27 protein-coding genes are annotated in these 24,183 nt (G+C 72.1%); 12 read left to right on the top strand and 15 right to left on the bottom strand.

Features of this window, described 5'->3' with window-relative positions:
* Nucleotides 1–163 precede the first annotated feature (163 nt).
* Both gndA and M2283_RS31590 read left to right on the top strand, forming a co-directional pair.
* The gene (gndA, locus tag M2283_RS31595) at nucleotides 164–1,603 is read left to right on the top strand and encodes an NADP-dependent phosphogluconate dehydrogenase (RefSeq protein ID WP_280879862.1); all 1,440 of its coding nucleotides are present in this window, start codon (nucleotides 164–166) and stop codon (nucleotides 1,601–1,603) included.
* Nucleotides 1,604–1,683: 80 nt separating this feature from the next.
* Complete coding sequence (locus M2283_RS31590; RefSeq protein ID WP_280879861.1) at nucleotides 1,684–2,166, top strand: hypothetical protein; 483 nt, start codon at nucleotides 1,684–1,686, stop codon at nucleotides 2,164–2,166.
* Between the two features lie 24 nt (nucleotides 2,167–2,190).
* Here M2283_RS31590 and M2283_RS31585 read toward each other — a convergent pair whose 3' ends face one another.
* Complete coding sequence (locus M2283_RS31585) at nucleotides 2,191–2,385, bottom strand: PLDc N-terminal domain-containing protein (RefSeq protein WP_280879860.1); 195 nt, start codon at nucleotides 2,383–2,385, stop codon at nucleotides 2,191–2,193.
* 158 nt (nucleotides 2,386–2,543) lie between these two features.
* Between M2283_RS31585 and M2283_RS31580 the strand changes: the two genes are divergently transcribed.
* The 7 genes from M2283_RS31580 (at nucleotide 2,544) to M2283_RS31550 (ending at nucleotide 8,559) form a co-directional block, all read left to right on the top strand.
* The gene (locus M2283_RS31580; protein WP_280879859.1) at nucleotides 2,544–4,049 is read left to right on the top strand and encodes a purine-cytosine permease family protein; all 1,506 of its coding nucleotides are present in this window, start codon (nucleotides 2,544–2,546) and stop codon (nucleotides 4,047–4,049) included.
* A complete protein-coding gene (locus M2283_RS31575; RefSeq protein WP_280879858.1) occupies nucleotides 4,046–4,600 on the top strand; it encodes a cysteine hydrolase family protein in 555 nt (184 codons plus the stop codon). Before M2283_RS31580 ends, M2283_RS31575 begins: the two co-directional genes overlap by 4 nt.
* The gene (locus tag M2283_RS31570; protein ID WP_280879857.1) at nucleotides 4,597–5,304 is read left to right on the top strand and encodes a GntR family transcriptional regulator; all 708 of its coding nucleotides are present in this window, start codon (nucleotides 4,597–4,599) and stop codon (nucleotides 5,302–5,304) included. The genes M2283_RS31575 and M2283_RS31570 overlap by 4 nt, the downstream gene beginning before the upstream one ends.
* 23 nt (nucleotides 5,305–5,327) lie before the next feature.
* A complete protein-coding gene (locus M2283_RS31565; protein ID WP_280879856.1) occupies nucleotides 5,328–6,332 on the top strand; it encodes an ADP-ribosylglycohydrolase family protein in 1,005 nt (334 codons plus the stop codon).
* Nucleotides 6,329–7,255: a PfkB family carbohydrate kinase gene (locus M2283_RS31560; protein ID WP_280879855.1), complete on the top strand. Its 927-nt coding sequence runs from the start codon at nucleotides 6,329–6,331 to the stop codon at nucleotides 7,253–7,255. The genes M2283_RS31565 and M2283_RS31560 overlap by 4 nt, the downstream gene beginning before the upstream one ends.
* 78 nt (nucleotides 7,256–7,333) lie before the next feature.
* Nucleotides 7,334–8,065 (top strand): peptidase E, encoded by a 732-nt coding sequence (locus M2283_RS31555; RefSeq protein ID WP_280879854.1) that lies wholly within the window; start codon nucleotides 7,334–7,336, stop codon nucleotides 8,063–8,065.
* 92 nt (nucleotides 8,066–8,157) lie between these two features.
* A complete protein-coding gene (locus M2283_RS31550; RefSeq protein WP_280879853.1) occupies nucleotides 8,158–8,559 on the top strand; it encodes an SseB family protein in 402 nt (133 codons plus the stop codon).
* Nucleotides 8,560–8,821: 262 nt separating this feature from the next.
* Here the strand turns inward: M2283_RS31550 and M2283_RS31545 are convergent, their stop codons facing one another.
* The 10 genes from M2283_RS31545 to M2283_RS31500 form a co-directional block, all read right to left on the bottom strand.
* Nucleotides 8,822–9,805, bottom strand: a complete 984-nt coding sequence (locus tag M2283_RS31545; protein WP_280879852.1) for an AraC family transcriptional regulator — start codon at nucleotides 9,803–9,805, stop codon at nucleotides 8,822–8,824.
* Nucleotides 9,806–9,874: 69 nt separating this feature from the next.
* Nucleotides 9,875–11,251, bottom strand: a complete 1,377-nt coding sequence (locus M2283_RS31540; protein WP_280879851.1) for an FAD-binding oxidoreductase — start codon at nucleotides 11,249–11,251, stop codon at nucleotides 9,875–9,877.
* Nucleotides 11,248–12,369, bottom strand: a complete 1,122-nt coding sequence (locus tag M2283_RS31535) for an acyl-CoA dehydrogenase family protein (RefSeq protein ID WP_280879850.1) — start codon at nucleotides 12,367–12,369, stop codon at nucleotides 11,248–11,250. Before M2283_RS31535 ends, M2283_RS31540 begins: the two co-directional genes overlap by 4 nt.
* Nucleotides 12,366–13,373, bottom strand: coding sequence for an ABC transporter substrate-binding protein (locus tag M2283_RS31530; protein ID WP_280879849.1), 1,008 nt, complete (start codon nucleotides 13,371–13,373; stop codon nucleotides 12,366–12,368). The genes M2283_RS31535 and M2283_RS31530 overlap by 4 nt, the downstream gene beginning before the upstream one ends.
* A 46-nt stretch (nucleotides 13,374–13,419) precedes the next feature.
* Nucleotides 13,420–14,520 (bottom strand): LLM class flavin-dependent oxidoreductase, encoded by a 1,101-nt coding sequence (locus M2283_RS31525; protein ID WP_280879848.1) that lies wholly within the window; start codon nucleotides 14,518–14,520, stop codon nucleotides 13,420–13,422.
* A gap of 42 nt (nucleotides 14,521–14,562) precedes the next feature.
* Nucleotides 14,563–15,528: an ABC transporter substrate-binding protein gene (locus M2283_RS31520; protein WP_280879847.1), complete on the bottom strand. Its 966-nt coding sequence runs from the start codon at nucleotides 15,526–15,528 to the stop codon at nucleotides 14,563–14,565.
* On the bottom strand, nucleotides 15,525–16,241 hold the full coding sequence (locus M2283_RS31515; RefSeq protein WP_280879846.1) for an ABC transporter ATP-binding protein: 717 nt from the start codon (nucleotides 16,239–16,241) through the stop codon (nucleotides 15,525–15,527). Before M2283_RS31515 ends, M2283_RS31520 begins: the two co-directional genes overlap by 4 nt.
* A gap of 2 nt (nucleotides 16,242–16,243) precedes the next feature.
* Nucleotides 16,244–17,122, bottom strand: a complete 879-nt coding sequence (locus M2283_RS31510; RefSeq protein ID WP_280879845.1) for an ABC transporter permease — start codon at nucleotides 17,120–17,122, stop codon at nucleotides 16,244–16,246.
* Between the two features lie 14 nt (nucleotides 17,123–17,136).
* Nucleotides 17,137–17,979, bottom strand: a complete 843-nt coding sequence (locus M2283_RS31505) for a sulfurtransferase (RefSeq protein ID WP_280879844.1) — start codon at nucleotides 17,977–17,979, stop codon at nucleotides 17,137–17,139.
* The gene (locus M2283_RS31500) at nucleotides 17,976–18,680 is read right to left on the bottom strand and encodes an alpha/beta hydrolase (RefSeq protein ID WP_280879843.1); all 705 of its coding nucleotides are present in this window, start codon (nucleotides 18,678–18,680) and stop codon (nucleotides 17,976–17,978) included. Before M2283_RS31500 ends, M2283_RS31505 begins: the two co-directional genes overlap by 4 nt.
* 358 nt (nucleotides 18,681–19,038) lie before the next feature.
* On the opposite strand from M2283_RS31500, the gene M2283_RS31495 reads away from it, so the two are divergent.
* Nucleotides 19,039–19,893, top strand: coding sequence for a LysR family transcriptional regulator (locus M2283_RS31495; protein ID WP_280879842.1), 855 nt, complete (start codon nucleotides 19,039–19,041; stop codon nucleotides 19,891–19,893).
* Nucleotides 19,894–19,981: 88 nt separating this feature from the next.
* The gene (locus M2283_RS31490) at nucleotides 19,982–20,395 is read left to right on the top strand and encodes a nitroreductase family deazaflavin-dependent oxidoreductase (RefSeq protein WP_280879841.1); all 414 of its coding nucleotides are present in this window, start codon (nucleotides 19,982–19,984) and stop codon (nucleotides 20,393–20,395) included.
* 19 nt (nucleotides 20,396–20,414) lie between these two features.
* On the opposite strand, the gene M2283_RS31485 is transcribed toward M2283_RS31490, so the two are convergent.
* Nucleotides 20,415–21,332 (bottom strand): oxidoreductase, encoded by a 918-nt coding sequence (locus tag M2283_RS31485; RefSeq protein ID WP_280879840.1) that lies wholly within the window; start codon nucleotides 21,330–21,332, stop codon nucleotides 20,415–20,417.
* A 118-nt stretch (nucleotides 21,333–21,450) separates the two neighbouring features.
* Here M2283_RS31485 and M2283_RS31480 point away from each other — a divergent pair, with 118 nt between their 5' ends.
* On the top strand, nucleotides 21,451–22,059 hold the full coding sequence (locus tag M2283_RS31480; RefSeq protein ID WP_280879839.1) for a TetR/AcrR family transcriptional regulator: 609 nt from the start codon (nucleotides 21,451–21,453) through the stop codon (nucleotides 22,057–22,059).
* Nucleotides 22,060–22,099: 40 nt separating this feature from the next.
* Here M2283_RS31480 and M2283_RS31475 read toward each other — a convergent pair whose 3' ends face one another.
* The 3 genes from M2283_RS31475 to M2283_RS31465 all read right to left on the bottom strand — a co-directional run bounded on the left by M2283_RS31475 (nucleotide 22,100) and on the right by M2283_RS31465 (nucleotide 24,116).
* Nucleotides 22,100–22,507: a MarR family winged helix-turn-helix transcriptional regulator gene (locus tag M2283_RS31475; RefSeq protein ID WP_280879838.1), complete on the bottom strand. Its 408-nt coding sequence runs from the start codon at nucleotides 22,505–22,507 to the stop codon at nucleotides 22,100–22,102.
* Between the two features lie 82 nt (nucleotides 22,508–22,589).
* The gene (locus M2283_RS31470) at nucleotides 22,590–22,940 is read right to left on the bottom strand and encodes a VOC family protein (RefSeq protein WP_280879837.1); all 351 of its coding nucleotides are present in this window, start codon (nucleotides 22,938–22,940) and stop codon (nucleotides 22,590–22,592) included.
* A 144-nt stretch (nucleotides 22,941–23,084) separates the two neighbouring features.
* The gene (locus M2283_RS31465; RefSeq protein ID WP_280879836.1) at nucleotides 23,085–24,116 is read right to left on the bottom strand and encodes a LacI family DNA-binding transcriptional regulator; all 1,032 of its coding nucleotides are present in this window, start codon (nucleotides 24,114–24,116) and stop codon (nucleotides 23,085–23,087) included.
* Nucleotides 24,117–24,183 lie beyond the last annotated feature (67 nt).

The raw sequence follows: 24,183 nt of genomic DNA, 5'->3' as shown, positions 1-24,183 counted from the left end.
CTTTCGAGCTAGGCGGCGCTCATATGCTAAACCCCTGGTCGTTCGGTCGTTCAGGCGGGGGTTCCGGCCGGAATCGAGACGAACCGGCCGCCGCTGCGTACCTGCGGGGGGCGGGGCCGCCCGCCCCGAGACCGTCGCCGGACCGATCCAAGGGACGTAGAGCATGAACGCAAGCGCAGCCATCGGTGTGACCGGCCTCGGTGTGATGGGCCGCAATCTGGCCCGGAACTTCGCCCGCAACGGCTACACCGTCGCCGTCCACAACCGCTCCGCGGGCCGCACGCACGCGCTCGTGGAGGAGTTCGGTCACGAGGGCGCGTTCGTCCCCGCCGAGTCGCCCGCGGAGTTCGTGGCCGCCCTGGAGCGTCCCCGGCGGCTGATGATCATGGTGCAGGCGGGCGCCGCCACCGACGCGGTCATCGGCGAGTTCGCCCCGCTGCTGGACGCCGGCGACATGATCATCGACGCGGGCAACGCCCACTACGCCGACACCCGCCGCCGCGAGGCCGCCCTGCGCGAGCGCGGCCTGCACTTCGTCGGCACCGGCGTCTCCGGCGGCGAGGAGGGCGCGCTGCACGGGCCGTCGATCATGGTGGGCGGTTCGGCGGAGTCGTACGCCGTCCTCGGCCCGATGTTCGAGAAGGTCAGCGCGCAGGTCGACGGCGAGCCGTGCGCCGCGTACATCGGCAGCGACGGCGCCGGGCACTTCGTGAAGATGGTCCACAACGGCATCGAGTACGCCGACATGCAGCTCATCGCCGAGGCCTACGACCTGCTGCGCCAGGTCGCCGGCTACACCCCGGGCGAGATCGCGGACGTCTTCCGGCGCTGGAACGAGGGCCGGCTCGGCTCGTACCTGGTCGAGATCACCGCCGAAGTGCTCGCGCACGTGGACGCGGAGACCGGCGCCCCCTTCGTCGACGTGGTCGTCGACGCCGCCGGGCAGAAGGGCACCGGCCGCTGGACCGTGCAGACCGCCCTCGACCTGGCCTCACCCGTCACCGCCATCGCCCAGGCCACCTTCGCGCGCGCCGCCTCCGGCCAGAGCGAACTGCGTGCCGCCTACGCGGGCCTGCCCGGCGGCACCCGTCCCAAGCTCAGCCGCACGGAGGCCGAACGCTTCGCCTCCCAGGTCGAGCACGCCCTGTACGCGTCGAAGGTCATCGCCTACGACCAGGGCTGGAAGATGATCCAGGACGCCGCCGCCGAGTACGGCTGGAAGATCGACCTCGGCACGGTCGCCCGGATCTGGCGCGGCGGCTGCATCATCCGCGCCTCCTTCCTCGACCGCATCCGCGCCGCCTACGCCGCCGACCGGGACCTGGTCAGCCTGCTCGGCGAGATGGAGTTCGCGATGGAGATCACCGACGCGCAGGTGCCCTGGCGGGAGACCGTCTCCTCGGCCGCCCGACGCGGGGTGCCGGTCCCGGCCTTCTCCGCCGCGCTCGCCCACTACGACACCCTGCGCGCCGGCCGCCTGCCCGCCGCCCTGCTGCAGGGCCAGCGCGACTACTTCGGCGCCCACACCTACGGCCGTACCGACCGCCCCGGCGCCTTCCACACCCACTGGGCCGCGCCCGGTCGCCCCGAGACCACGGCCTGAGCGACCGGACTCGACCCGGCCTGCCTTTCCTCGCCGGCTCCGGGCGTGACCATCGCCCGGAACCGGTCGTTTCCGATGGCATGATCCACTTCAAGAACGGACTCGTCACCGCGGCCCTCGCCCTCGCCGGTCTCGCGGTCCTGACCGCCCCGGCAGCCCACGCGACCGACAACGTCCCCTGTCACAGTCCCACCAAGCGCAACCTCACCGACCCCGGCACCGGCCGCAGCTGGCCGGGCACCGAGGTCCGCTACTGCAACCTCACCCGGGGCCACGTGCCCGTCTACGCGACGCGCTCGCCGGGTGCCGCCGTGGTCGGCTACCTCGAACAGGGCGGCGCGGCCAACTGGTTCGTCACCGAGATGAAGGGCCAGACCTTCCGGGACGGGTCCGCCGAGAACTACTGGTGGGGCAGCACCATGGCGGACAACGGCCGTTGGGGCTGGGTCCCCGAGGTCTACTTCGCGGGCGGCTCCAACAACGAGGACGACGCGGGTCTGCTCATGCCCGGCTCCTACACCTGCGCCAACGTGTGCCCGCCGCTGCCCTTCTGGGCCCGCTGACACCCCGGACCGCCGCCGGCCGGTTCAGCCGGCCGGCCGCTTGCCCAGGTTCCGCCAGGCGATGCCGCCGAGGACCGGGGCCGCGAGCACGAGCAGCAGCCAGACCGCCTTGGGCAGATGACGGACCCGCTCCGTCGGCGTCCTGACGCAGTCCACCAGGGCGTGCAGGCACAGCGCCAGGACCGCGGCGTAGAGGGCGAAGGCGACAAGGGTCGACATGAGGCTCTTTCCTTCTCTTTTGTCCCGGCGCCGCCCAGGCGCCGGGCTCCTGCTCGTTCGCCCTTCGATCGGACCGAGCCGCACGATCGGTTCACTCTTGACGCCTTCGCACACCCGACCTAGCCTCGACTGAACACGTCTAGACAGGTAGGTCGACGATGGCGGACTCGCTGGACTCCACCGACAACAGATCCTCCGGCCGACAGCTCCAGGTGGAGACGCACGGGCTGGACGTGATCGGGGACGCCGAGCGCAAAGGCACTCCACGGACACTGTTCTGGCCCTGGTTCGGTGCCAATGTCTCCATTCTCGGGCTGAGTTACGGCGCCTTCGCGCTCGGCTTCGGGATCTCCTTCTGGCAGGCGCTGATCGCCGGCGTCATCGGCATCGTCTTCTCCTTCCTGCTCTGCGGATTCATCGCGGTCGCCGGCAAGCGGGGCTCCGCGCCGACGATGGTGCTCAGCCGCGCGGCCTACGGCGTGCGGGGCAACCGGCTGCCGTCGGTCATCTCCTGGGTGCTCACCGTCGGCTGGGAGACCGTCCTGTGTTCCCTCGCCACCATGGCCACCGCCACCGTCTTCGAACGGCTCGACTGGGGCGGCGGCACCGGGACCAAGGTCGTCGCCCTGATCGTGGTCGGCGCGCTCACCGTCGTCGGCGGAGTCATGGGCTTCGACCTCATCATGCGGCTGCAGACCGTGATCACCGTGGTCACGGGCGTGCTCACCGTCGTCTACATCGCGCTGGTCGCCGACCACATCCACTGGCACACCGTCAGCGCCCTCCCGGCGGGCTCCGCCCAGGAGTTCATCGGCGCGCTCGTCTTCATGATGACCGGCTTCGGGCTCGGCTGGGTCAACGCCGCCGCCGACTACTCCCGCTATCTGCCGAGGAGTTCGTCCAGCCGGGGCGTCATCGGCTGGACCACCTTCGGCGCCTCGGTGGCCCCGCTCCTCCTGCTGGTCTTCGGCCTGCTCCTTGCCGGTTCCTCGACCAAGCTCAACACGGCCGTCGCCGCCGACCCGATCGGCGCCCTCACGACCATCCTGCCCACCTGGTTCCTGGTCCCCTTCGCCGTGGTCGCCGTCCTCGGCCTGGTCGGCGGCGCCGTCCTCGACATCTACTCGTCCGGCCTCGCCCTGCTCTCCGCGGGCCTGCGCATCCCCCGCTACCTGGCCGCGCTGGTCGACGGCGTCCTGATGATCGCGGGCTCGATCTACATCGTCTTCGTCGCCGACGACTTCCTCGGCCAGTTCATGGGCTTCCTGACGACGCTGGGCGTCCCCATCGCCGCCTGGTGCGGCATCATGCTCGCCGACCTGCTCCTGCGCCGCCGCGACTACGACGAGGGCGACCTCTACCGCCCCCGCGGCCGCTACGGCGACGCATCCCTCACCGCGCTGCTCCTCACCCTGGTCGCCACGGCGCTGGGCTGGGGCCTGGTCACCAACGCCGCCGCGAGCTGGCTGGACTGGCAGGGCTACCTGCTCGACCCGTTCGGCCTCGGCGGCAAGTCCGGCGCCTGGGCGTACGCCAACCTCGGCGTCCTCCTCGCCCTCGCCGTCGGCTTCCTCGGCACCCTGGCCCTGGGCCGCGCCCGCGTCCACACCCAGGAGGCACAGGCACCGAGCCCGGCGACGGGGGAGGGGGTGCCGGTCGCATGACCACCCGCACCGGCCTGCTCACCGTCATCGACATGCAGCGCGTCTTCGCCGAACCCGACAGCCCCTGGGCCACCCCGCGTTACGCGGAGGCCGCGGCGGGCGTACGAAGCCTGCTGCCGGCGTTCGGCGACCGGGTGGCCTTCACCCGTTTCGTGGCCCCCGCGGAACCCGAGGGCGCCTGGCGCGCGTACTACGAGCAGTGGCCCTTCGCCCTCCAGCCGCCCGACGCGCGCCTGTGGGACCTGACCGACGACTTCGCCGACCACCCGGGCCACGTCGTCACCGCCACGACCTTCGGCAAGTGGGGCCCCGAACTCGCCCGGCACGCAGGCCCGGACGGCCGCCTGGTCCTGGCCGGCGTCAGCACCGACTGCTGCGTCCTGTCCACCGCACTGGCCGCCGCCGACGCGGGCATCGAAGTGCTGGTCGCCGCCGACGCCTGCGCGGGCGTGGACGACGACTCGCACGCCAAGGCCCTGCACGTGATGGACCTGTACCGACCCCTGATCCGGGTGACGACCGTCGCCGAACTGCTCGGGGCGGCCGGATGAGCGGAGTCCGCCTCAAGCACCAGCGGATCACCGAGGTCCTGGCCAAGGAGATCCGCAGCGGTCGCCGCCCGCCCGGGGAGCAACTGCCCGGCGAACACGCCCTGGCCCAGCGGTTCGGGGTCAGCCGTACGACGGTCCGCGCGGCCCTCGCCGAACTCAGCGAGGCCGGACTGATCGCCACCCGCACCGGCAAGGGCTCCTACGTCCTCTTCGACGGGCGCCCACTGGACGACCGGCTCGGCTGGGCGCGCGCCCTCGCCACCCAGGGCATCGACACGCGGGTGCGGACGGTGGCCGTGCGGGGGGTGCACGATGAGCAGCTCGCCGACCAACTCGGCCTGCACAGCCCGGAGTTCGTGTGCGTGGAGCGGACCCGTGAACTGGTCGCCGATGCCGTGGTGGTGTCGTACGAGCGCAGCTTTCTGCCGCCCGTGCCCGGGATCAGGGAGCTGCCGGAGCGTGGTCTTGAGCGGGAGTCCCTCACCGACGTGATGGGGCGGGCCGGGCTGCGTCCCGATCACGGCGAGCAGCGACTGGGCGGTCGGCGGATAGACGCCCGCGAGGCGCAGCTGCTGCGCCGGGCGCCGGGGGACTGGTTCCTCGACACGCGGCGCACCAGCCGGGCGGCCGACGGTTCCTTCGTGGAACATGTCGTGAGCCTGCTGGATCCCGACCACTTCCGGCTGACCGTCGAGTTCGGCTGAGCACCGCACCGGAGAACACCACCATGACCCTGCAGAGCCGCGCCGCCGGTGCCCTCTACGGACTCGCCCTCGGGGACGCCCTCGGCATGCCGACACAGATGCTGTCGCGCCCGCACATCGTCGCCCGCTACGGCCCCCTCCTCGCCGGCTTCCAGCCGGCCGACGCCGACCATCCGCTGGCCGCCGGGATGCCGGCCGGCGCGATCACCGACGACACCGAACAGGCGCTGCTGCTGGCCCGGTTGCTGATCGAAGGCGGCGGGCGGATCGACGCGGCCGAGCTCGCCCGGCGGCTGGTCGCGTGGGAGGACGACATGCGGGCCCGCGGTTCGCTGGACCTGCTCGGGCCGTCCACCAAGCGGGCCGTGGAGCAGGTGCTCGCCGGGGTCCCGGTGGACGAGGTCGGCCGCTTCGGCACCACCAACGGCGTCGCCATGCGCATCGCTCCGGTGGGGATCGCGGTGCCCGCGGCCGACCCGTCGGCGCTGGTGGACCGGGTCGTCGAGGCGGACCGGCTGACCCACGACACCGGTGTGGCCCACGCGGGCGCCGCGGCGGTGGCCGCCGCTGTGAGCGCGGGACTTGACGGGGCGTCGGTTCCGGAGGCGATCGAAGTCGGCGTGTCCGCCGCCCGGTTGGGGGTGGAGCGCGGTCACTGGGTGGCCGCCGCCGATGTCGCCGAGCGGATCGTGTGGGCGACCGGACTGGTCCGGGGCCTGCCGATCGGCCAAGTCTGCGACCGGGTCTACGCGTTGGTCGGCACGAGCCTCGCCACGCAGGAGTCGGTGCCCGCCGCCTTCGCGATGCTCGCCGCCAGTCCGGACGACCCTTGGCGGACGGTACGGCTCGCCGCCTCCGTCGGCGGCGACTGCGACACGATCGCCGCCGTCGCGGGTGCCGTCGCCGGCGCCTGCCACGGCGTGGACGCCTTCCCGGCCGACGCGCGCGCCACCCTGGTCCGCGTGAATCCACGGCTCGACCTCCACGGCACGGCCGCCGCGCTCCTCGCCCTGCGGGAGCGGTCGTGAGCCGGCTGTTCCACCTCGGGAACGCTGTCGTGGATCTGGTCCTGACGGTGCCGGCACTCCCCGAACGCGGCGGTGAGGTACTCGCCACGCGCACCGAAACGACCCCCGGCGGTGGCTTCAACGTGATGGCGGCGGCAGCCCGGCAAGGCCTGCCCGTCATCTACGCCGGCGCCCACGGCACCGGCCCCTTCGGCGACCGTGTCCGCGCCGCGCTGCGCGCCGAGGGCGTCGACGTCCTGCTCCCGCCACGTCAGGCGCCCGACACAGGCTTCGTGGTCTGCCTGGTCGACGCAGAGGGGGAGCGGACCTTCGTCACCAGCCCCGGGGCCGAGGCGACCCTGACCGCGGTCGACCTCGCCGAACTCCGTCCCGGGCCGGGGGATTTGGCGTACGTCTCCGGATACGGCCTGCTGTACGAGAGCAACCGGGCAGCCCTGACCGGCTGGCTGACGGGCCTGTCCGAGACGGTCACCGTCGTGGCCGACCCGGGCCCGCTGGTGGGCGAAATCCCGGTGGAGGCCCGTGAGTTGCTGCTGGCCCGCGCCGACTGGTGGAGCTGCAACGCCCGAGAGGCGATCCTCCTCACGGGCACCGACACTCCCGCCGAGGCGGCCCACGCCCTGTACGCCCGCCTCCCACGCGGTTCCGCCCTGGTCCGCACCGGCCCGGACGGCTGCCTCCTGCACCACGACGGCACCCTCACCCACATTCCCGGCTTCCCGGTGCACGCCGTCGACCTCAACGGCGCGGGCGACGCCCACACCGGCGTCTTCATCGCCTCCCTGGCCCAGGGGCTGACCCCGCTCCGGGCCGCCCGCCGGGCGAACGCGGCGGCGGCGCTCGCGGTGACCAGGAGGGGGCCGGCGACGGCGCCGGACGGCATGGAACTGGACGGGTTCCTGGCGGGCCGGGATCAGGACTGAGCGCGTCTGTCCGATTGCGTCCGGGGCCCGTGTCCCGGCATGGTGCCCGCACACCTCTTCCGCTCAGGAGGCGCTTCCGTGGCAACCGTTCCCCCGCACCGCATAGCCCTCCTCGGAGGCGGCTTCACGCTCGACGAGGACGGTCTGCTGGACGACTGGCTGCTCGACCACGCCCGCGGTCCGCACCCCAGCGTCTGCTTCCTGCCCACCGCCAGCGGAGACGCCGCGAGCTACTCGGAGTGGTTCCTCCAGGTGTTCCGGTCACGCCACGCGTGCGAACCGTCGGTACTGCCCCTGTTCCGAAGGGAGTTGGACGACGAGGCCCTGCGCGCCTTCCTGCTGGCCCAGGACGTCGTGTACGTGGGTGGCGGCAACACGGCGAACATGCTCGCGGTGTGGCGCGTGCACGGCGTGGACCGGATCCTGCGCGAGGCCTACGACCGCGGCACCCTGCTGTGCGGCATCAGCGCCGGCGCCAACTGCTGGGCCGAGGCCTCCCACACCGACTCCTTCGGCCCCCTCGCCGCCCTGACGGACGGCCTCGGGCTGCTCCAGGGCTCGGTCTGCCCCCACTACGACAGCGAACCGGGCCGTCGTCCCTCGTACCGGGCCGCCGTCGCCGATCGGGCGCTGCCCGCCGGCTGGGCCCTCGACGACGGGACGGGAGCCCTGTTCACGGACGGTGGTCCCACGGAGACGGTGACCCGGGTGGAGCGTGCGCGCGTGTATCGGGTGGAGCCGGACGGGCGGGGAGGCGTACGGGAGCGAGCGCTGGCGTGTCGGCTGGTCGGTGGGACGGCGGGGGATTGAGCCGGTTCCGGTCGGGTACGCGTCCAGGACCGCGCCCCGGGCGATCTTGTCCCGGGCAGGCCGTTCGACCGCCCGCTATCAGGGGATCTGCCATGGAGACACCCGCCCACGACCACGCCGAGACACCCGCCCGCAGGGCGCTGGACGCATTGTCCGTCAACACCGAGGACACGGCGGCGCTGGCCGCGCTCGCGAGCAGTGAGGTGCTCGTGCCGGTGCCCGACGACGCGAATCAGGAGGCGACCGCGGATCCGACGACCGTGGCGCTGCCCGTGCTGGAGCAGCCCGACGGGGACCCGGTGGTGCCCGTGTTCACCTCGGAGGGGGAGCTGGCCGAGCTGCTGCCGTACGTCTCGCGCTACCGCCTGGTACCGCTGGCCGCGCTCGCCTCGCAGTGGCCCGCCGAAGACCTCTCGCTCAGCATCGACGCCGGCTCCACGCACCCGTTGACCCTCACGTCCGAGGGCGTACGGACGCTGCTGGCGCGGCACTAGGCATCAGGGCCCACCGCCGTTCGGGCCCGGCCACCGATTCGGAGGGGGAGCGGCCGGGCCCCTGGGACGGGCGCGGGCTGTCTCCCGCCCCCACGCCCCGGCTCACGCGCACAGCGGGGATGAACCGCGCCGACACCGTTCATCCCGTCGCCGTCACGGTCGCTGTACGGACGATAGGCGGCCGGTGCGGCGAGGTCGCTCCGGAAAACGCGGGGCCTGTCCGTCTTGCGCGGGTTGCGTGTCCTCCCGCGCGAGGCGGCCCTCACATGTTCCGAAGTGTCTGTGAGGGCGGTTCCCCGAAACGGCGCCGGTAACGCTGGGCGAAGCGGCCCAGGTGGGTGAACCCCCACCGATAGGCCACCTCCGCGACGGTGGTCGTGCCCGGCGCGGAGGCCCGTAACTGATCGTGCACGCGCTGCAGGCGCACCTCGGTGACGTACGCCATGGGGGACATGCCCACGTGCTTGCGGAAGGCGTCCTGGAGGGTGCGCAGGCCGACCTGGGCGATCGCCGCGAGCCCGGCCGCGTCGTAGGGCTCGGCGGGCTGTTCCCGCACGATGTCCATCACCCGTCTGACCGACGCGGGCCGCATCGGCGGCGGGTACGCGAGACGGTCGCGGTAGTCGTGGTCCGCGGCCAGCAACAGCCCTTCCAGCAGCGTCTGTTCGAGGCGGTCGCGGATCAGCGGGCTGCTCAGCAGGCCCTGGGAGACGTCCGCTTCGAGCAGGCTCCACCGGGCCAGCGAGGCCCAGCTGCGGCCGGGCCCCCGTGAGACGTCGAGGGTGGGTGCGAACCTCGGCGGGCGCCGCAGCGAGATGCCGAGCAGGGTCTCAAGCCGCCGGTGCAGGGCCAGTTTGTCGATCTTCACGGTGAGCGCGTCGCAGTCGCTCGACCAGGTGTCCATCCGTATGTGGTACTCCGGGTCGAAGAAGAGGGCACGCCGAGGCGTGGCGAACTCGGTGGCCCCGCCGCCCTGTCGCACGCTGAAGACGCCTTCCAGCGGAACGGCCACGTGATAGCAGCCCGGTTCGCCGAAGCCGAACCGCATCTCCGTGTTGAAGGAGATCCGGCCCACGGTGAGCGCTCCGAGGTCGGCCACGTCCAAGTGGTTGGAGAAGTCGGCGATCTCGCCCATGACCACGAGCCGCAGGTCGTAGTAGTGGGCCGCGATCGAGTCGTGGCTCTCGTCCACCGAGTGCGTCGCGTAACTGCTGAACTCCGCCGCCCGGTGCGCTGTTTCGGTCAACGTGGACTCTCCCCGGTGCCCTCTGACACGTCTCAGATGAGCATGGCACCACGGGCGGCCGGATATGCCTCACAGGCTCTTGCCGGGGTTGAGGATCCCGCGGGGATCGAACACCTCCTTCAGTCGCCGCTGCAACGCGTGGGCAGCCGGTCCGAGTTCGTCGGCGACCCACTGCCGCTTCAGCACCCCCACCCCGTGCTCGCCGGTGAGTGTGCCGCCGAGGCGCAGGGCCAGCGCGAAGATCTCGCCCGCCGCCTCCCAGGCCGCCTCGGGCAGCCGGTCGAGCGACGGATCGACGACGATGATCGGGTGGAGGTTGCCGTCCGCGGCATGCGCGATGGTGAAGACGGGCACGCCGTGCCGGGCGGAGATGTCCCGGATCTCCCGGGCGGCCTCGGCGAGCCGGGATCGCGGCACGGCGATGTCCTCGATCAGCGGCCGGCCCAGCCGCTCCAGCGCGGGCAGCGCGAGCCGCCGTGCGGCCAGCAGGGTCTCGGCCTCGACCGGGTCCTCCGTGGCCTCGACCGCCGAGGCCAGCGGTGCCAGTACGCGCGCGACGACAGCCGCCTCGATGGCCGCTCCGGCGCCGTCGCACTGCACCAGCAGCAGCGCCGCGCCCCGCGCCCGCAGCGCCGGGTCGATCGCCTCAAGCACCGGCCCGTCGACCAGTTCGGCCAACGCGGGCACCACCCCGGCCCGGGCGATGGCGTACGAGGCCTCGGCCGCCGCCTCGAAGGAGTCGAACCACGCCGCGAGCGTCGCCGTCGCCACCGGCAGCGGGCGCAGCCGCAGGGTCGCCGAGGTGATCACGGCGAGGGTGCCCTCGGAACCGGTGAGCAGTGCGGTGAGGTCGTAGCCGGTGACGCCCTTGACCGTACGGCGGCCGGTGCCGATCACCGTGCCGTCGGCGAGGACGGCCTCCAGACCGAGCACGCTGTCCCGGGTCACCCCGTACTTCGCGCACCGCAGCCCGCCCGCGTTGGTCGCGATGTTCCCGCCGATCGTGGAGATCGCCGCGCTAGCCGGGTCCGGCGCGTACCGCAGGCCGTGCGCGCCGGCCGCCCGGTCCAACTCGGCGGTGACGACGCCCGGTTCGACCACGGCGAGCTGGTCGTCGGCCGACAGCTCTCGGATCCGGTTCATCCGGGACAGGTCCAGGACGAGAGCGCCCTCGCCGGCCGTCGCCCCGCCCGACAGACCGGTGCCCGCACCGCGCGGCACCACCGGCACGCCCAGCGCGTGCGCGTGCCGCAGGGTGACGGTGACATCCTCGGTCCGCTCCGCGTGCACGACGGCGAGGGGCTCGCCCTGCGGCCGGGTGCCGGAGCGGTCGGTCGCGTGCGCGGCGAGCACGACCGGGTCGGTGGTCAGCCGGTCGGGCGGCAGATCACGGGCCAGCAGGCCCAGGAACTGCGCGGACACGGTCGTTTCCGGTGCTGCTGTCACGGGTTCAGTGCCTTCGTTCCGATCGCGAGCAGGGAGATGTCCTCCTGGGGCGCGTGCACGGGCGCGCACTGGATGTCGCGGAAGTGCCGCTCCAGGGGGTTGCCGCGGGCAAGGCCGGGATTGCCGAGCAGCCGCACGGCCAGTTCCACGGCCCGCACACCGTGCCGGTCGGCCAGCACGCGCGCGCCGAGGGCCTGTTCGGGCGTGTACGAGGTGTCGTCGGCGTCGAGCCTGGCGGCCCCGCCGAACACCAGCTGCTCGGCGCCGGCGAGCAGCACCTCGATCTCACCGGCGGTGCGCCGGAAGCGTTCCGTACGGGCCACCGGATGACCGAGGTTGGCGGGCACGCGCGCGTGGGCGAAGGTGTGGAAGAACGCCTGCGCGGCCCGGGCGACGCCCAGGTAGAGGGCCGCAAGGGGGAGATGGAGGGCCGCGCCCGCCCGGTTGTCCTGCTCGGCGGTCTGTCCGTGCGGGCCGATCCCGATGACGTGCTCGTAAGGGACCTCCACCTCCGTGAACGTCACGTCGTGACTGCCACTGGCGCGCAGGCCCAACTGGTCCCAGCGACCGCTGACTTGGATGCCGGGCGAGCCGCCGGGCACCAGGAACGTGCCCACGCGCGGCTCCGGTTCGTCGGTGGTCGCCCACACCAGGAACCAGTCGAGCCCGTCGGCGCCGGTCACGAACCGCTTGGTGCCGCTGACCGCCCAGCCGTCGGCCGTGCGCCGGGCACGCGTGGCGGGCAGCCCGCCCCGGGCCGGCGAGCCCAGATCCGGCTCCACGCGTGCGTGGTTGACGAGAACGGGGCGCTCCTGCGACTCCTTGACCACGCGCGCGTACAGCTCCTCGGGCCAGTGCGGTCGTGCGGCCTGCCGGGCGTGCGTGGCCAGGGTCATCGCCGCGATCAGGGCGACCGAGGGATCGCCCTGCCCGAGCGCGTGCAGGATGCGGGCGCTCTGCTCGACGCCGGCGCCCGAACCGCCGTACCGCTGCCCGATCGTGGCGGTGAGCAGTCCGGCCTCGTGGGCGATGCGGAGGGACTCGGCGGGGAAGGTGGCCGAGCCGTCGTGGTCGGGGGCCAGTTCGGCGATGCGGTCGAGCACGGTCCGGTCGGTCACAGGGCCTTCCTCAGGTCGGCGTTGAGGTCCGTGGTCCAGAACGACTTCACGTCCAAGTGGTCCTTGAGTGCGCCGAGTTCGGTGAAGACGTCGGCGACCTTCTGCTGGGAGGCGACGGCGTCGTCCCCCACCGTGCGGGCCACGGTGGGCCGTTGCTTCTGCTGGGCCACCAGGTCCTTCCGCGCCTGGGCGAGCGGCTGGTGCGTGTTCTCCGCGATGACCTTCGCGAACTCGGCCTCGTGGCCGTCACGGACGTACGCGTACGCCTTGGTGATCCGGGCGACCAGATCGGCGACGGCCGACTTCTGCGCCGGGCTCTTCAGCACGCTGTCGCGGGCCGACCAGAGGAAGTTGCCCGAGAGGATGTCCGCGCCCGAACCGACCGTGCGGGCGCCCTGCTGGTGGGCGGTGATGATCGAGGTGCCGTAGGAGGCGAAGGCGTCGATGCTGCCGCCGTTCAGCGCGGCGAGCCCGTCGTTGGGCAGGAGCGGTTTGGCGTCCACGTCCGACCACTTCAGCCCGGCCTGCTTGAGCAGCTCGTACAGGAAGTAGTGCGCGGTGGTGTTCTGGACGTAGCCGATCTTCTTGCCCTTGAGGCCGGCGATGTCGGTCACGGCGGACCCCTTGGGCACGACGACCTCCTGGTTGAGCGTCGAGCCGCGCTGGACGGCGACGACCTTGAAGTTCGGCCTGCCGTCGGCCGCCGCGAAGATCGGCGGGATCTCGCTGGAGGAGGCGACGTCCAGGGCCCCGGCGCGGACGGCCTGGAGCTGCTGGTCACCGCCCTGGAACACGCTCCACTTGACCTTGTACGGGGTGTCGTCGAGGCGGGCGAACTTCAGCACCGCCTCCTCGACCTTCCAGCCGGTGGCGCCGGCCCGCAGGGTCACGGAGGAGACGTCGGACGAGGACTCGGCCTCGGCGTCGCCCCCGCAGGCGGCCGCGAAGGGCAGCAGCAGGGCGAGCACGGCGGCGGACGTGCGCAGGGAACGGCGGAACAACACGGAGTCTCCATAGGGGTGTCCTGGAACGGGAGTTGGGGTGGGCGGTTCAGGCGGCTTGGGCCGTGGCCGCGCGGTGGGCGAGTTCCTGTCGGACCAGCGGCAGGATGTGCCGGCCGTAGTCGATCGCGTCGTTGAGCGGGTCGTAGCCGCGGATCGAGAGCAGGTCGCAGCCGATGTCGACGTAGTCGAGCAGCGCCTGGGCGACCGTCTCGGGGGTGCCGACCAGCGCGGTCGAGGCGCCGGCGGCATTGGTGGCGACCGCCGGGGCGGTCCACAGGCAGCGGTCCTGGACCTCGCCGCGCTCGGCGATGTCGAGCAGCCGCTGAGAACCGACGTTGGCCGGGCGGCCTGTTGTGCGGTAGTGGCGCAGCAACTCGGTGTTCTTCGCCTGGTCCTTGAGCACACCGAGGGTGCGGTGCGCCTTCTCCCAGGCCAGTTCCTCGGTGGGCGCGATGATCGGACGGAACGACACCCAGATACGGGGGTTCGGGCGCCCGGCGGCCTCCGCGACCGCGTTGACGGCGGCGATCTGCTCCGCCGTCTCCTTGAGCGGCTCGCCCCACAGCCCGAAGATGTCGCCCTGCTGACCGCCCACCCGGTACGCGTCCTGGGAGGAGCCGCCGACCGAGATCGGGACCAGCCCGTTCACCGGCTTCACATCCGAGTAGTAGCCCTCGAACTTGAAGTACTTGCCCTCGTGCGAGACGGGTCCCTCGGCCTGCCACACCTTCCGCAGGATCTGGATGTACTCGTCCGAACGCTCGTACCGCTCCGTCTTGTTGAGGTAGTCGCCCTCCCGGTGCTGCTCCTCGTCGCTGCCGCCGGAGATGATGTGCAGCGTCAGCCGCCCGTCGCTGATCTGGTCGAGCGTGGCCAGCGCGCGGGCCGCGTGGGTGGGGAAGACGACGCCGGGCCGGTGGGCGAGGATCGGGCCGATGCGCTCGGTGTGGGTGGCGACGAACTGGGCGACCTGGAGGGCGTCCGGCGAGGCCGAGTGGTAGGCGACCAGGGTGTGGTCGAAGCCGCCGTCGTCCAGGGCCCGGGCGTACTTGCGCAGGTGGTCGCGGTCGAAGCCGGTCCGGCTGGAGGCCGCCGGGCCCGAGGCTCCGGAGTCGGTGTGGACGGCGCTGATGAACTCGACAGGCATGAATGTCTCCGGTCGCTGCTTGAGGGGCGCTGCCCCGGGTCGCTACTTGAGAAGGGAGGTGTCGGCCGACTTCGCCACGTCGACGTTCGGGACCAGGACGCCGATGCCGTTCATGAGGTCGGCCACGCCCTGCACGGTCGTGTCGATGTCCGAGGTGATCGGCAGAACCTGGTTGTACGCGGCCGAGGCGAGCGTCTTCGCTACGGAGGCGTCGGCGCCGTTGCGCTCCTCGATGGCCTTGGCGTAGGCGTCCTGGTGGGTACTGGTCCACTTCAGGGCCGTGCCGAGGCGCTTGAGGAAGTCGCTGAGCGCGGCCTTCTTCGCCGAGTCGCCGAGGGCCTTGTCGGAGGCGTTGATGAAGCCGATGCCGCTGACCCGGCCATCCGCGCCGTCGACGAGGAGCTTGCCGCCCTGCTCCAGGCCGACGGCCTGGTAGACACCGAAGGTCGCCCAGATCTTGACCTTCCCGGAGGCGAACGCGGCCTGCGCGTCGGTCGGCAGCAGGTACTGCACCTTGACGTCCTTGTAGCTCAGGCCGTTCTGCTTGAGCACGTTGGCCAGCAGATACTCGGAGATGCTGCCCTTGGCCGAGGACACCACGACCTTCTGGCCCTTGAGGTCCCTGACGCTGTCGATGCCGGAGTCCTTGCGGACGACGATGCCGACATGCGTGCCGTCGTTCTTGAGGGCGGCGACGTTCTTGACCTTCACCCCGCCGCTCAGTGCCTGCAACGCCGGCAGGTCCGCGGAGTACCCGGTGTCGGCGGCGCCCGCCTGCACGGCCTGGTAGAGCGGGGCCGCGCCCTCGAACTCGGCCCACTTCACCTTGTATCCGGCGCCCTTGAGCGCGTCCGAGGCCGCGACGATCGTCTGCAGCGTCTTGGCCTGGTCGCCGATGGTCAGGGTGACCTGCTTCGAGGAGGCGTCCGCCGAGGAGTCCGCACCGCAGGCGGTCAGCGCCAGCAGGGCGGTGAAGCTCATCGCGGCGATGGCGAGTCTGCGTGTCACGAGGGGGTTCCTTCCAGGGTGTGGGTCACGCCGAGCCAGTTCAGGAGGCGGGCGCGCAGGGTCACGAACTCGGGGGCGGTCAGATCGCGCGGGCGGGGCAGTTCGACGGTCACCTCGTGGGCGATGCGGCCCTCGTCCATCACCAGCACGCGGTCGGCGAGCAGCAGCGCCTCCTCCACGTCATGGGTGACCAGGAGGATCGCGCAGCCGTGCAACCGCCACAGCTCGGCGACCAGTTGCTGCACCTTGCCGCGGGTCAGGGCGTCCAGGGCGCCGAACGGCTCGTCCAGGAGCAGCAGTTCGGGCTCGCGCACCAGGGCCCGGGCGAGCGAGACGCGCTGCGCCTGACCGCCGGAGAGGGTCTTGGGCCAGACGGTGGCGCGCTCCGCGATGCCGACCTCGTCGAGGGCCTTGAGCGCGAGGTCCCGGTCGGGCCGTCCGGGCAGACCGAGGACGACGTTGCGCCACACCTTCAGCCAGGGCAGCAGCCGCGGCGACTGGAAGGCCGCGCTGCGGCGGGCCGGCACGGTCACCTCGCCGCCGATCTCGTCGTCGAGTCCGGCGAGGATCCGCAGCAGCGTCGACTTGCCGCAGCCGCTGTGCCCGAGAAGGGCCACGAACTCGCCCTCGCGGATGTCGAGATCGAGGTCGTGCAGGACGGTGTTGCCGTCGAAGGCTCGCGAAAGCCCCCGTATCTCAACGGAGTTGGCCATGTCTACGCCTCACCCTCGAAGTTGGCCCGCCAGGTCAGCAGCCGTCGCGACAGGATCCGTACGGCGAAGTCGCAGGCGAGGCCGAGCAGCGCGTACACGACCAGGCACAGCACGATGACGTCCGTGCGGAAGTACTGCTGGGCGTTGCTCATCAGATAGCCGAGCCCCGCGTCCGCGTTGATCTGCTCGGCGAAGACCAGTGCGAGCCAGGCGGTGGACAGGGCGTACCGGAGTCCCACGAGGGCACCGGGCAGCGCGCTCGGCAGGATGACGTACTTGATCAGACCGAGCCGGCCGAGCCCCATCATCCGTGCGGCTTCGACGAGTTGGGAGTCGGTGGAGCGGATGCCGCCGTAGATGTTGAAGTAGAGCGGGTACGTCACACCGAGGGCGACCAGCGCGATCTTCGGCGTCTCCTCGATGCCGAACCAGACGATGAACAGCGGGATCAGACCCACCCAGGGGATCGCCCGGAACATGCCCATCGAGGAGTCGATGACGTCCTCGCCGAGCCGGAACAGGCCTGCCAGCAGGGACAGGCCGAGCGCGACGGTCGCGCCGATCAGGAAGCCGATGGCGGCCCGGCGGCCCGACGCGGCGATGGCGCTGGGCAGTTCGCCGTTCTTCGTCAGCTCGACGGCCTGCTGGATGACGTCGACGGGTGAGGCCAGGACGGACTCGGGGAGCACACCGGTGGCCGAGGTCAGGAACCAAAGGAGGATCAGACCCACGGGTCCCGCCGCTCGGCGCACCGAGCGGGGAACGGTGAATCGGCGGCTGGTCTTCGTGGTGCCGCGGATGGTGACGCGGGTGGTGGGCGGGGGGTCCTCGGGGCGGTCCTGGTCGGGCAGGACCCCCACGTCCAGCGGTTTCGTCGTCATGGCGGGGTTTCTCCTCAGTCCGGCAGCGGGCCGGTGGCGGCCGGGCGGGCGGGATCGGTGGACCAGGCGGACCAGGAGCCGGGGAAGAGGACCGCCTCGAAGCCGGCGATCTCCAGTGCGGCGATCTGATGGGCGGCGGTCACGCCCGAGCCGCAGTAGACGCCGATCCGGGCGGCCGCCCCGGCACCCCGCTTCTCGAACCGCTCGCGCAGCGCGTCGGCCGGCAGGAAGGTCCCGTCGGCCGCCAGGTTCTCGCCCGTGGGAGCGGAGACGGCGCCCGGGATGTGCCCCGCGCGCGGATCCACCGGCTCCACCTCGCCGCGGTAGCGCTCGGCGGCCCGCGCGTCCAACAGCAGCCCGGTGGCGCCGAGTTCGGCGGCCCCGTCGGCATCGGTGGTCGCCAGACCGCCCGCCCGCAGGACGACGTCCCCGGGCGCGGGGTCGGCCGGGATCCCCGACTCCAGCGGCAGTCCGGCCGACCGCCAGGCGCCCAACGCCCCGTCGAGCAACGTCACTTGCTCGACGCCCGCGTACCGCAGCAGCCACCAGGCGCGCGCCGCGGCCGTGTTGCCGAGATCGTCGTGGACCACGACGGGCCGTCCCTGACGCAGGCCCCACCGTCGCGCCGCCGCCTGCAGCTCCGCGAGGTCGGGCAGCGGATGCCGCCCGCCTTCCGGGGTGGCGGGCGCGGCCAGTTCGCGGCCGAGGTCGACGTAGACCGCGCCCGGGATGTGTCCGTCGGTGTAGTGGTCGCGGCCGTGCGGATCGCCCAGCGCCCAGCGGACGTCGAGCACGACCGGCGGGGTGTCGGAGGCCAGCAGGTCGCTCAGTTCGGCGACGGTGGTAGTGACGCTCATGCCTGGTCCTCCGCGATCGCGGGCAGTTCGGGGGAGAGCCGCAGCCGCTCCAGGAAGAGCACGACCGTGGCGGCGGAGGTGCGGTGCAGGGCGTCGTTGAGGACGTCGTGCCGACCGTTGTAGAAGGTCACCGTGTGGACGCCGGGGTGGTCCGCGTACGCGCTCAGCGCCTCCTCGACGGGGCTCACCTCGTCGTCCTTGCCGTGCAGGGCGAGGACCGGGACCTGGACGAGGTCCAGCCGGAGGTCGGGCAGCTCCGCGGTCACGGCCAAGGCTCCGCGACGGAAGTCCGGGTCCTGGGTGAGCCGGCCCTGATGGGTGGGACAGGCGGTCCGGGCCGCCGCCTCCTCCTCCCAACTCCCCGTAGTCCAGGGTGTGGTGGGCAGACCGGCCAGGATCAGCGCGTCCAGGCCCGGGACGCGCTCGGCGGCCAGGTGGGCGGCGTGACGGGCGCCGGTGTCCGAGCCGACCAGCACCTTCGGGCCCGGCAGCGACTCGTCGGCCAGCAGCTTCGCGGCCTCGTCGAGCACGGACGGATCGTCGGTCGGGTCGCCGAGGGCGCGCACCCGGTAGGCGTCGAAGGCGAGCCGACGACCGAACCGCTCGTACACACCGCCGTGTTCACCCCGTCCCGCGAGCACGATCAACGTGCCGCGCGCGGCGAGGCCTTCGGGTTCGTCCCAGGAGAAGGATGCGGACATGAGGGGGCAACTCCCGTTGCAGACAGGGGACAGGGTGGGCATGGGCAGCGAGTGGGCTGACAGGAGGGAAAAGGGCACGCGGAAGCGGCTGTCACGTGTCAGCGAAGGCCTGTGCCTGTGAACGCGGAAGTGATCAGCTCGGACGGTGGCGGGCCACCGAAAGGGAGGTCAGCGACAGAGCGCGCTGCACGCCACGCCGAAGTCAATGACTCGGCGCTGCGTCAGAAGGGCAGCAGAAGCGGTCGCGGGCAACATGTGCTCATCATGACCGGACATGACCGATCGCGTCCAACGATGATTCCGCATCGAAACCGATCAGGGATCGCGATCGAACGCCGACAGCGGTTACTGTCGCCGCATGTCCCCACCTGTCCTCGACATCGTGGCCCTGCGCAGCCTGACCGCGATCGCCGACTGCGGCGGCTTCCACCGGGCCGCCCGGACGCTCGCCCTCAGCCAGTCCGCGGTCAGTCAGCATGTGCGCAGACTGGAGAAGGCGCTGGGCGGCCCGGTCGTCGAGCGTGAGGGCCGCGGCACGCGGTTCACCCCCGAGGGGCGACGGCTGCTGGAACAGGCCCGGCGGATCCTCGCCGTGCACGACGAAGCCGTACGCACTCTGCTCGGTTCGGAGGGGGACACGGTCACCGTCGGCACCACGGAGCATGCCGCCGACCAGTTCCTGCCCCGGCTGACCGCCGCGGTGCAGGAGGTGCGGCCCGGCTGCCGGGTGCGCTTTCGTATCGACCGGTCCGCTCGGCTGGTGGAGGCCGTGGAGCGGGGGAGCGTGGATGTCGCGGTGTACGTCACCGAGGCCGCCGCGACCGAGGGCACCCGGGTCGGCGGCCTGCCGCTCGGCTGGCACGCCGTCCCCGGCTGGGAACCGCCGGCGACGCCCGCGCCCGTGCCGCTGGTCGCCATCGAGGACCCGTGCGCGATCCGCCGCCGGGCCATCGCCACCCTCGCCGCGCACGGCGTGCCCGCCACGGTCGTCGGCGACGCGGGATATCTGGCGGGCGTCCTGGACATCGCCCGCACCGGGGAGGGCGTCGCCCTGCTGGCCGCGGTCGGTCCCGCCCCCGACGGGCTCACCCTGTACGAGGGCCTTCCGGCGGTCACGCCCATCCCGATGAGCGCGCTGGCCCGCCCCGGCGCGGACCCGGCGACGACGGAGGCCGCCTTCGCGGCCGTACGGGATCTGCTGCGTCCGGAGTGACGTCGGCGGCCTCCAGGACCTGCCGAACCGCTCGTTCCCAGGGGAGGATCGTCCTCGGGACCCTGCACTTCATGCGAAGGGGAGAGCGATGACGGACCGGACGTATCTCAAGCCGCCCTGGATGCAGCGGCACGTGGGCAACCGGCTGGCGCCGCTGTTCGGGCGCTCGATGGTGTCGCGGCTGTCGGTGCGCGGGCGCAGGAGCGGGCGCTGGCTGACGGTGCCGGTCGCCGTGCTGGAGCACGAGGGGGAGCGCTACCTCGTGTCGTACCGGGGCCTCAGCGACTGGGCGCTGAACCTGCGGGCCGCGCCCGAGTGCCGGGTGACCTCGCGCGGCCGGACCGAGGAACTCGTCGCCGAGGAGGTGCCCGAGGCGGAGCGGCCGCCGCTGATGGTGGCCTACCGGGAGAAGTACGGCAGCATGCCGACGGTCTCCCAGGTGCTCACGGCGCTGCCCGACCCGGCGGACCATCCGGTGTTCCGCCTGCGGGCCCGCGCCTGACCGACGGGGCGGGGTGCCGTCACGCCGTGGCGATCGCGGCCGGCTGCGGGAAGGCGACGCCGGTCAGTTCCTCGGAGGCCGTCCACAGGCGCCGGGCCGTCGCCGGGTCGCTGGCCGCCGGGGAGCGTCCGACCAGGGTCGGGGCGCCGCGCATCTCGCCGAGGCCGTCCGGGCCGACATAGCTCGCGCCGGGCAGGTCCTGCGTGGCGGCGTACAGGGTCGGCAGCGCGCCGGCCTTGTTGTCCTGGGCCACGAAGCGGTTGCCGAGCTGCATGAGGAAGCCGCGCAGCGCGCTGCCGTCATGGCTCTGCAGGTTGGTGGCGGCCCAGCCGGGGTGCGCGGCCAGGGCGCGCACGGACGAGCCCGACTCGGCGAGGCGGCGCTGGAGTTCCAGGATGAACAGCAGGTTGGCCAGCTTGGACTGGCTGTAGGCCTTCATCGGGGCGTACTCGCCGGTGAGGTCGAGGTTGTCGAAATTGATGTACGGGCTGCCCGGCATCTTGTGCGCGCCGGACGCCACCGTCACCACACGGTCGGTGACGTGCGGCAGCAGCAGGTTGGTCAGGGCGAAGTGGCCCAGGTGATTGGTGCCGAACTGCGTCTCGAAGCCGTCCTTGGTGCGCGACTCCGGGATGTTCATGACGCCGGCGTTGTTGACGAGCAGATCCAGATCGCCCTGCCAGTCGGCGGCGAACTCACGCACGGAGGCGAGGTCGGCCAGGTCGAGCCGCCGCACCTCCACACTGCCGCGCACGCCCGCGGCGGCTGCCTCGCCGCGCTTCGGGTCCCGTACCGCGAGCACCACGTGGGCGCCGGCGGCGGCCAGTGCCGTGACGGTGGCGATGCCGAGACCGCTGTTGGCGCCGGTGACGACGGCCGTGCGGCCGGTCTGGTCGGGGATGTCGGTGACGTTCCACTTGCTGGGTGCAGTAGTCATGCCAGCCAATGTAGGCGCCGCCAACAATGCTGTCAACGACAACAATAGTGACGTCGCCAACAATGATGGCGCTGTCAACAATGTAGGCAGCGTGCACACGATCGATACACTGGCGCTCATGCAGACCAGCCCTCGCCGCTACCACCACGGAGACCTGCGTGCCGCCTTGCTGGCCCGCGCCGAAGAGACCCTCCGGGAGAAGGGGACCGCCGCGCTGTCGCTGCGCGAGCTGGCCCGCGACCTCGGTGTCAGTCACGCCGCGCCGAGCCGTCACTTCAAGGACAAGCAGGCGCTCCTGGACGCACTCGCGCTGGTCGGCTACGAGCGGTTGACCCGGGTCATGGCGGAGTCGCAGGCCGACGCGGGGGAGGCGTTCCGAAAGCGGCTGGAGGCGATGGTCCACGCGTACGTGGGCTTCTGCCTGGACAACGCCGTGCTGCTCGACCTGATGTACTCGATCAAGCACGACCCGGAGGCGTCCGAGGCCCTCCAGGAGGCCACCCGGCAGTGGTCCGAACTCATCGAGGTGCTGGTCAGCGACGGGCAGCGCAGCGGGGAGGTGCGGGAGGGGTCCATCGAGCGCGTCGGCGTACCGGTCTTCGCGACGCTGCACGGCTACGCCGACCTGGCGGCGACCGGCATGCTCCCCCCGGAGATCGCGGAGCACGGGCTGGACGAGGTGATCGCGTTCATGCTGCGGGGGTGCGCGCCGGACGGGCGGGCTTGAGCGGACGCCGCCCGGGGAACGCGGGTCGGTCCGCCCGGATTCAGTCCAGCGCCGCGGACCCGTCGTCCAACATGCGGGCCAGCGCGTCCCGTTGGATCGGCAGCACCTGTGCGTGCAGGTCGCGCCCCTTGCCGGTCAGGGTGACGAACACCCCGCGCCGGTCCTCGACGCAGACGGAACGCTCCACCAGGCCGTCCTTCTCCAGCCGGCCGATGAGTCGGGACAGCGCGCTCTGGCTGAGATGGACCCGGCCGACGAGGTTCTGCACCCGGCACTGGTCGCCCTCGCGGGGGGCCTCGGACGCGAGGATGTCGAGCACTTCGAAGTCGCTCGCGCCCAAGCCGTGCGGGTGCAGGACCCGGTCGATCTCGCACATCGTGCGGGCGTGCACGGACAGGATGTCCCGCCATCTCTCTTCGAGCCGGGCGTCGACGGTGTTCGCTGCCATACCCGCACGGTAACACCGAATCGGCCATTCGTTGAGTGTGCAACTAGTGCGGGTGCATGCAGCGTCGGCCCTTTTTCGAACCTCAGGCGGCCGGGTCCTGGAGCAGTCCGACAAGGTTGCCGTCCGCGTCCTTCACGAAGGCGATCAGCCGGCCGTTGCCCACGTCCTGGGCGTCCTGCAGCACCTCGGCGCCCGTCTCCACGAGCGCCGCGAGCCGCCCCCGGATGTCGGAGACGTGCCAGTACGGCACCGGCCCGGTCATGCCCTTCGCGTGACCGCTGGGGTCGAGCCCGATGTCCTGCCCGGCGGCCTTGAAGCCGACGTAGTACGGCTCGTCGGCGTACGGCTCCACTTCGAGCAGGGCGCTGAACAGGGCCTTCGCCCGGGCGATGTCCTTGACGGGGTAGATGATCGTCTGCACACCGGCAGTCATGGCGTTCTCCTCCGCGTGGATGGTCCGACGGTTTTCGTCGGTGGTTTCACGTTAGGGCGGGGGAGGGGTCGCTGGCTTCTCGGAAACTGACCGGTTGCCGCGGGGCGCCGGCGCGCTGCTCCCCGTACGGCCGCGGTACGTCCGTCAGGTCGACTCGCGCCGCACCAGCTCCGTCGGGAGGATCACCGCCGCGGGGTCCTCGCCGCCGATCTGGGCCAGCAGCACCCGGACCATCTCGGCGCTGATGCGGTCCCAGGGCTGGCGGATGGTGGTGAGTTCGGGGCGGGCGGCCACCGCGGCGGGGGAGTCGTCGAAGCCGCCGACCGCGACGTCCTGCGGGACGCGCCGGCCCGCGTGCTCCAGTGCCGTGAGGACGCCCTGGGCCATCAGGTCGGACGCGACGAAGACGGCGTCCAGGTCCGGGGCCTGCGCGAGCAGCCGCTCGGCGCCCGCCTCGCCGCTGGCCCGGCTGTAGTCCCCGGACACGACGAGCTGTTCGTCGATCTCGATGCCCGCCTCGGCGAGCACCTCCTTGTAGCCGGCGAGGCGCTCCACACCGCCGGGGGTGTCGAGCGGCCCGGTGACCACGCCCACCCGGCGCCGGCCCAGGGACAGCAGGTGCCGCACCATGTCCCGCGCGCCGTCCCGGTCGTCGGCGGCCACGTAACTCACCTTCGAGCCGAGCCCGATCGGCTTCCCGCAGGCGACCAACGGGACGCCCGCCTCGCGCAGTTCCTCGGCGACCGGGTCCCCGAAGTGGCTGGAGACCAGCAGCACCCCGTCGACATGGCCCGCCGTGATGTACCGCGTGATGCGCCGCCGCTCGTCCTCGGTGCCCGCCAGCATCAGCAGCAGCGGGATGTCGTGCGCGGCCAGTGCCTGGGTGCAGCCGCGCAGCAGGACGTTGAAGTTCGGGTCCTCGAAGAACCGCTCCTGAGGCTCCGTCAGCAGAAAGCCCACCGAGTCCGAACGCCCGGTGATCAGCGACCGCGCGTGCCGGTTCACGACGTACCCGGTCCTGCGGATCGCGGCGTTGACCGCCTCCTGGGCGGCCGGGCTGACGTAGTGCCCGCCGTTGAGCACCCGTGACACGGTCCCGCGCGAGACCCCCGCCTCGCGGGCCACGTCATGGATCGTCGGCGGTCTGCGTCGGCCCCCCGTGTTGCTCATGGTCATGACTTTACGGCCCCGCAGCGCGGATCGAGATGCCGGAACCGTTGGATCGGCCGAGGGGGCGCCCAGT

Source organism: Streptomyces pseudovenezuelae (assembly GCF_029892565.1).
GTDB classification, from domain to species: domain Bacteria; phylum Actinomycetota; class Actinomycetes; order Streptomycetales; family Streptomycetaceae; genus Streptomyces; species Streptomyces pseudovenezuelae_A.
Note: the sequence above shows the minus strand (reverse complement) of the source record. Positions and strands in the feature narration are given on the sequence as shown.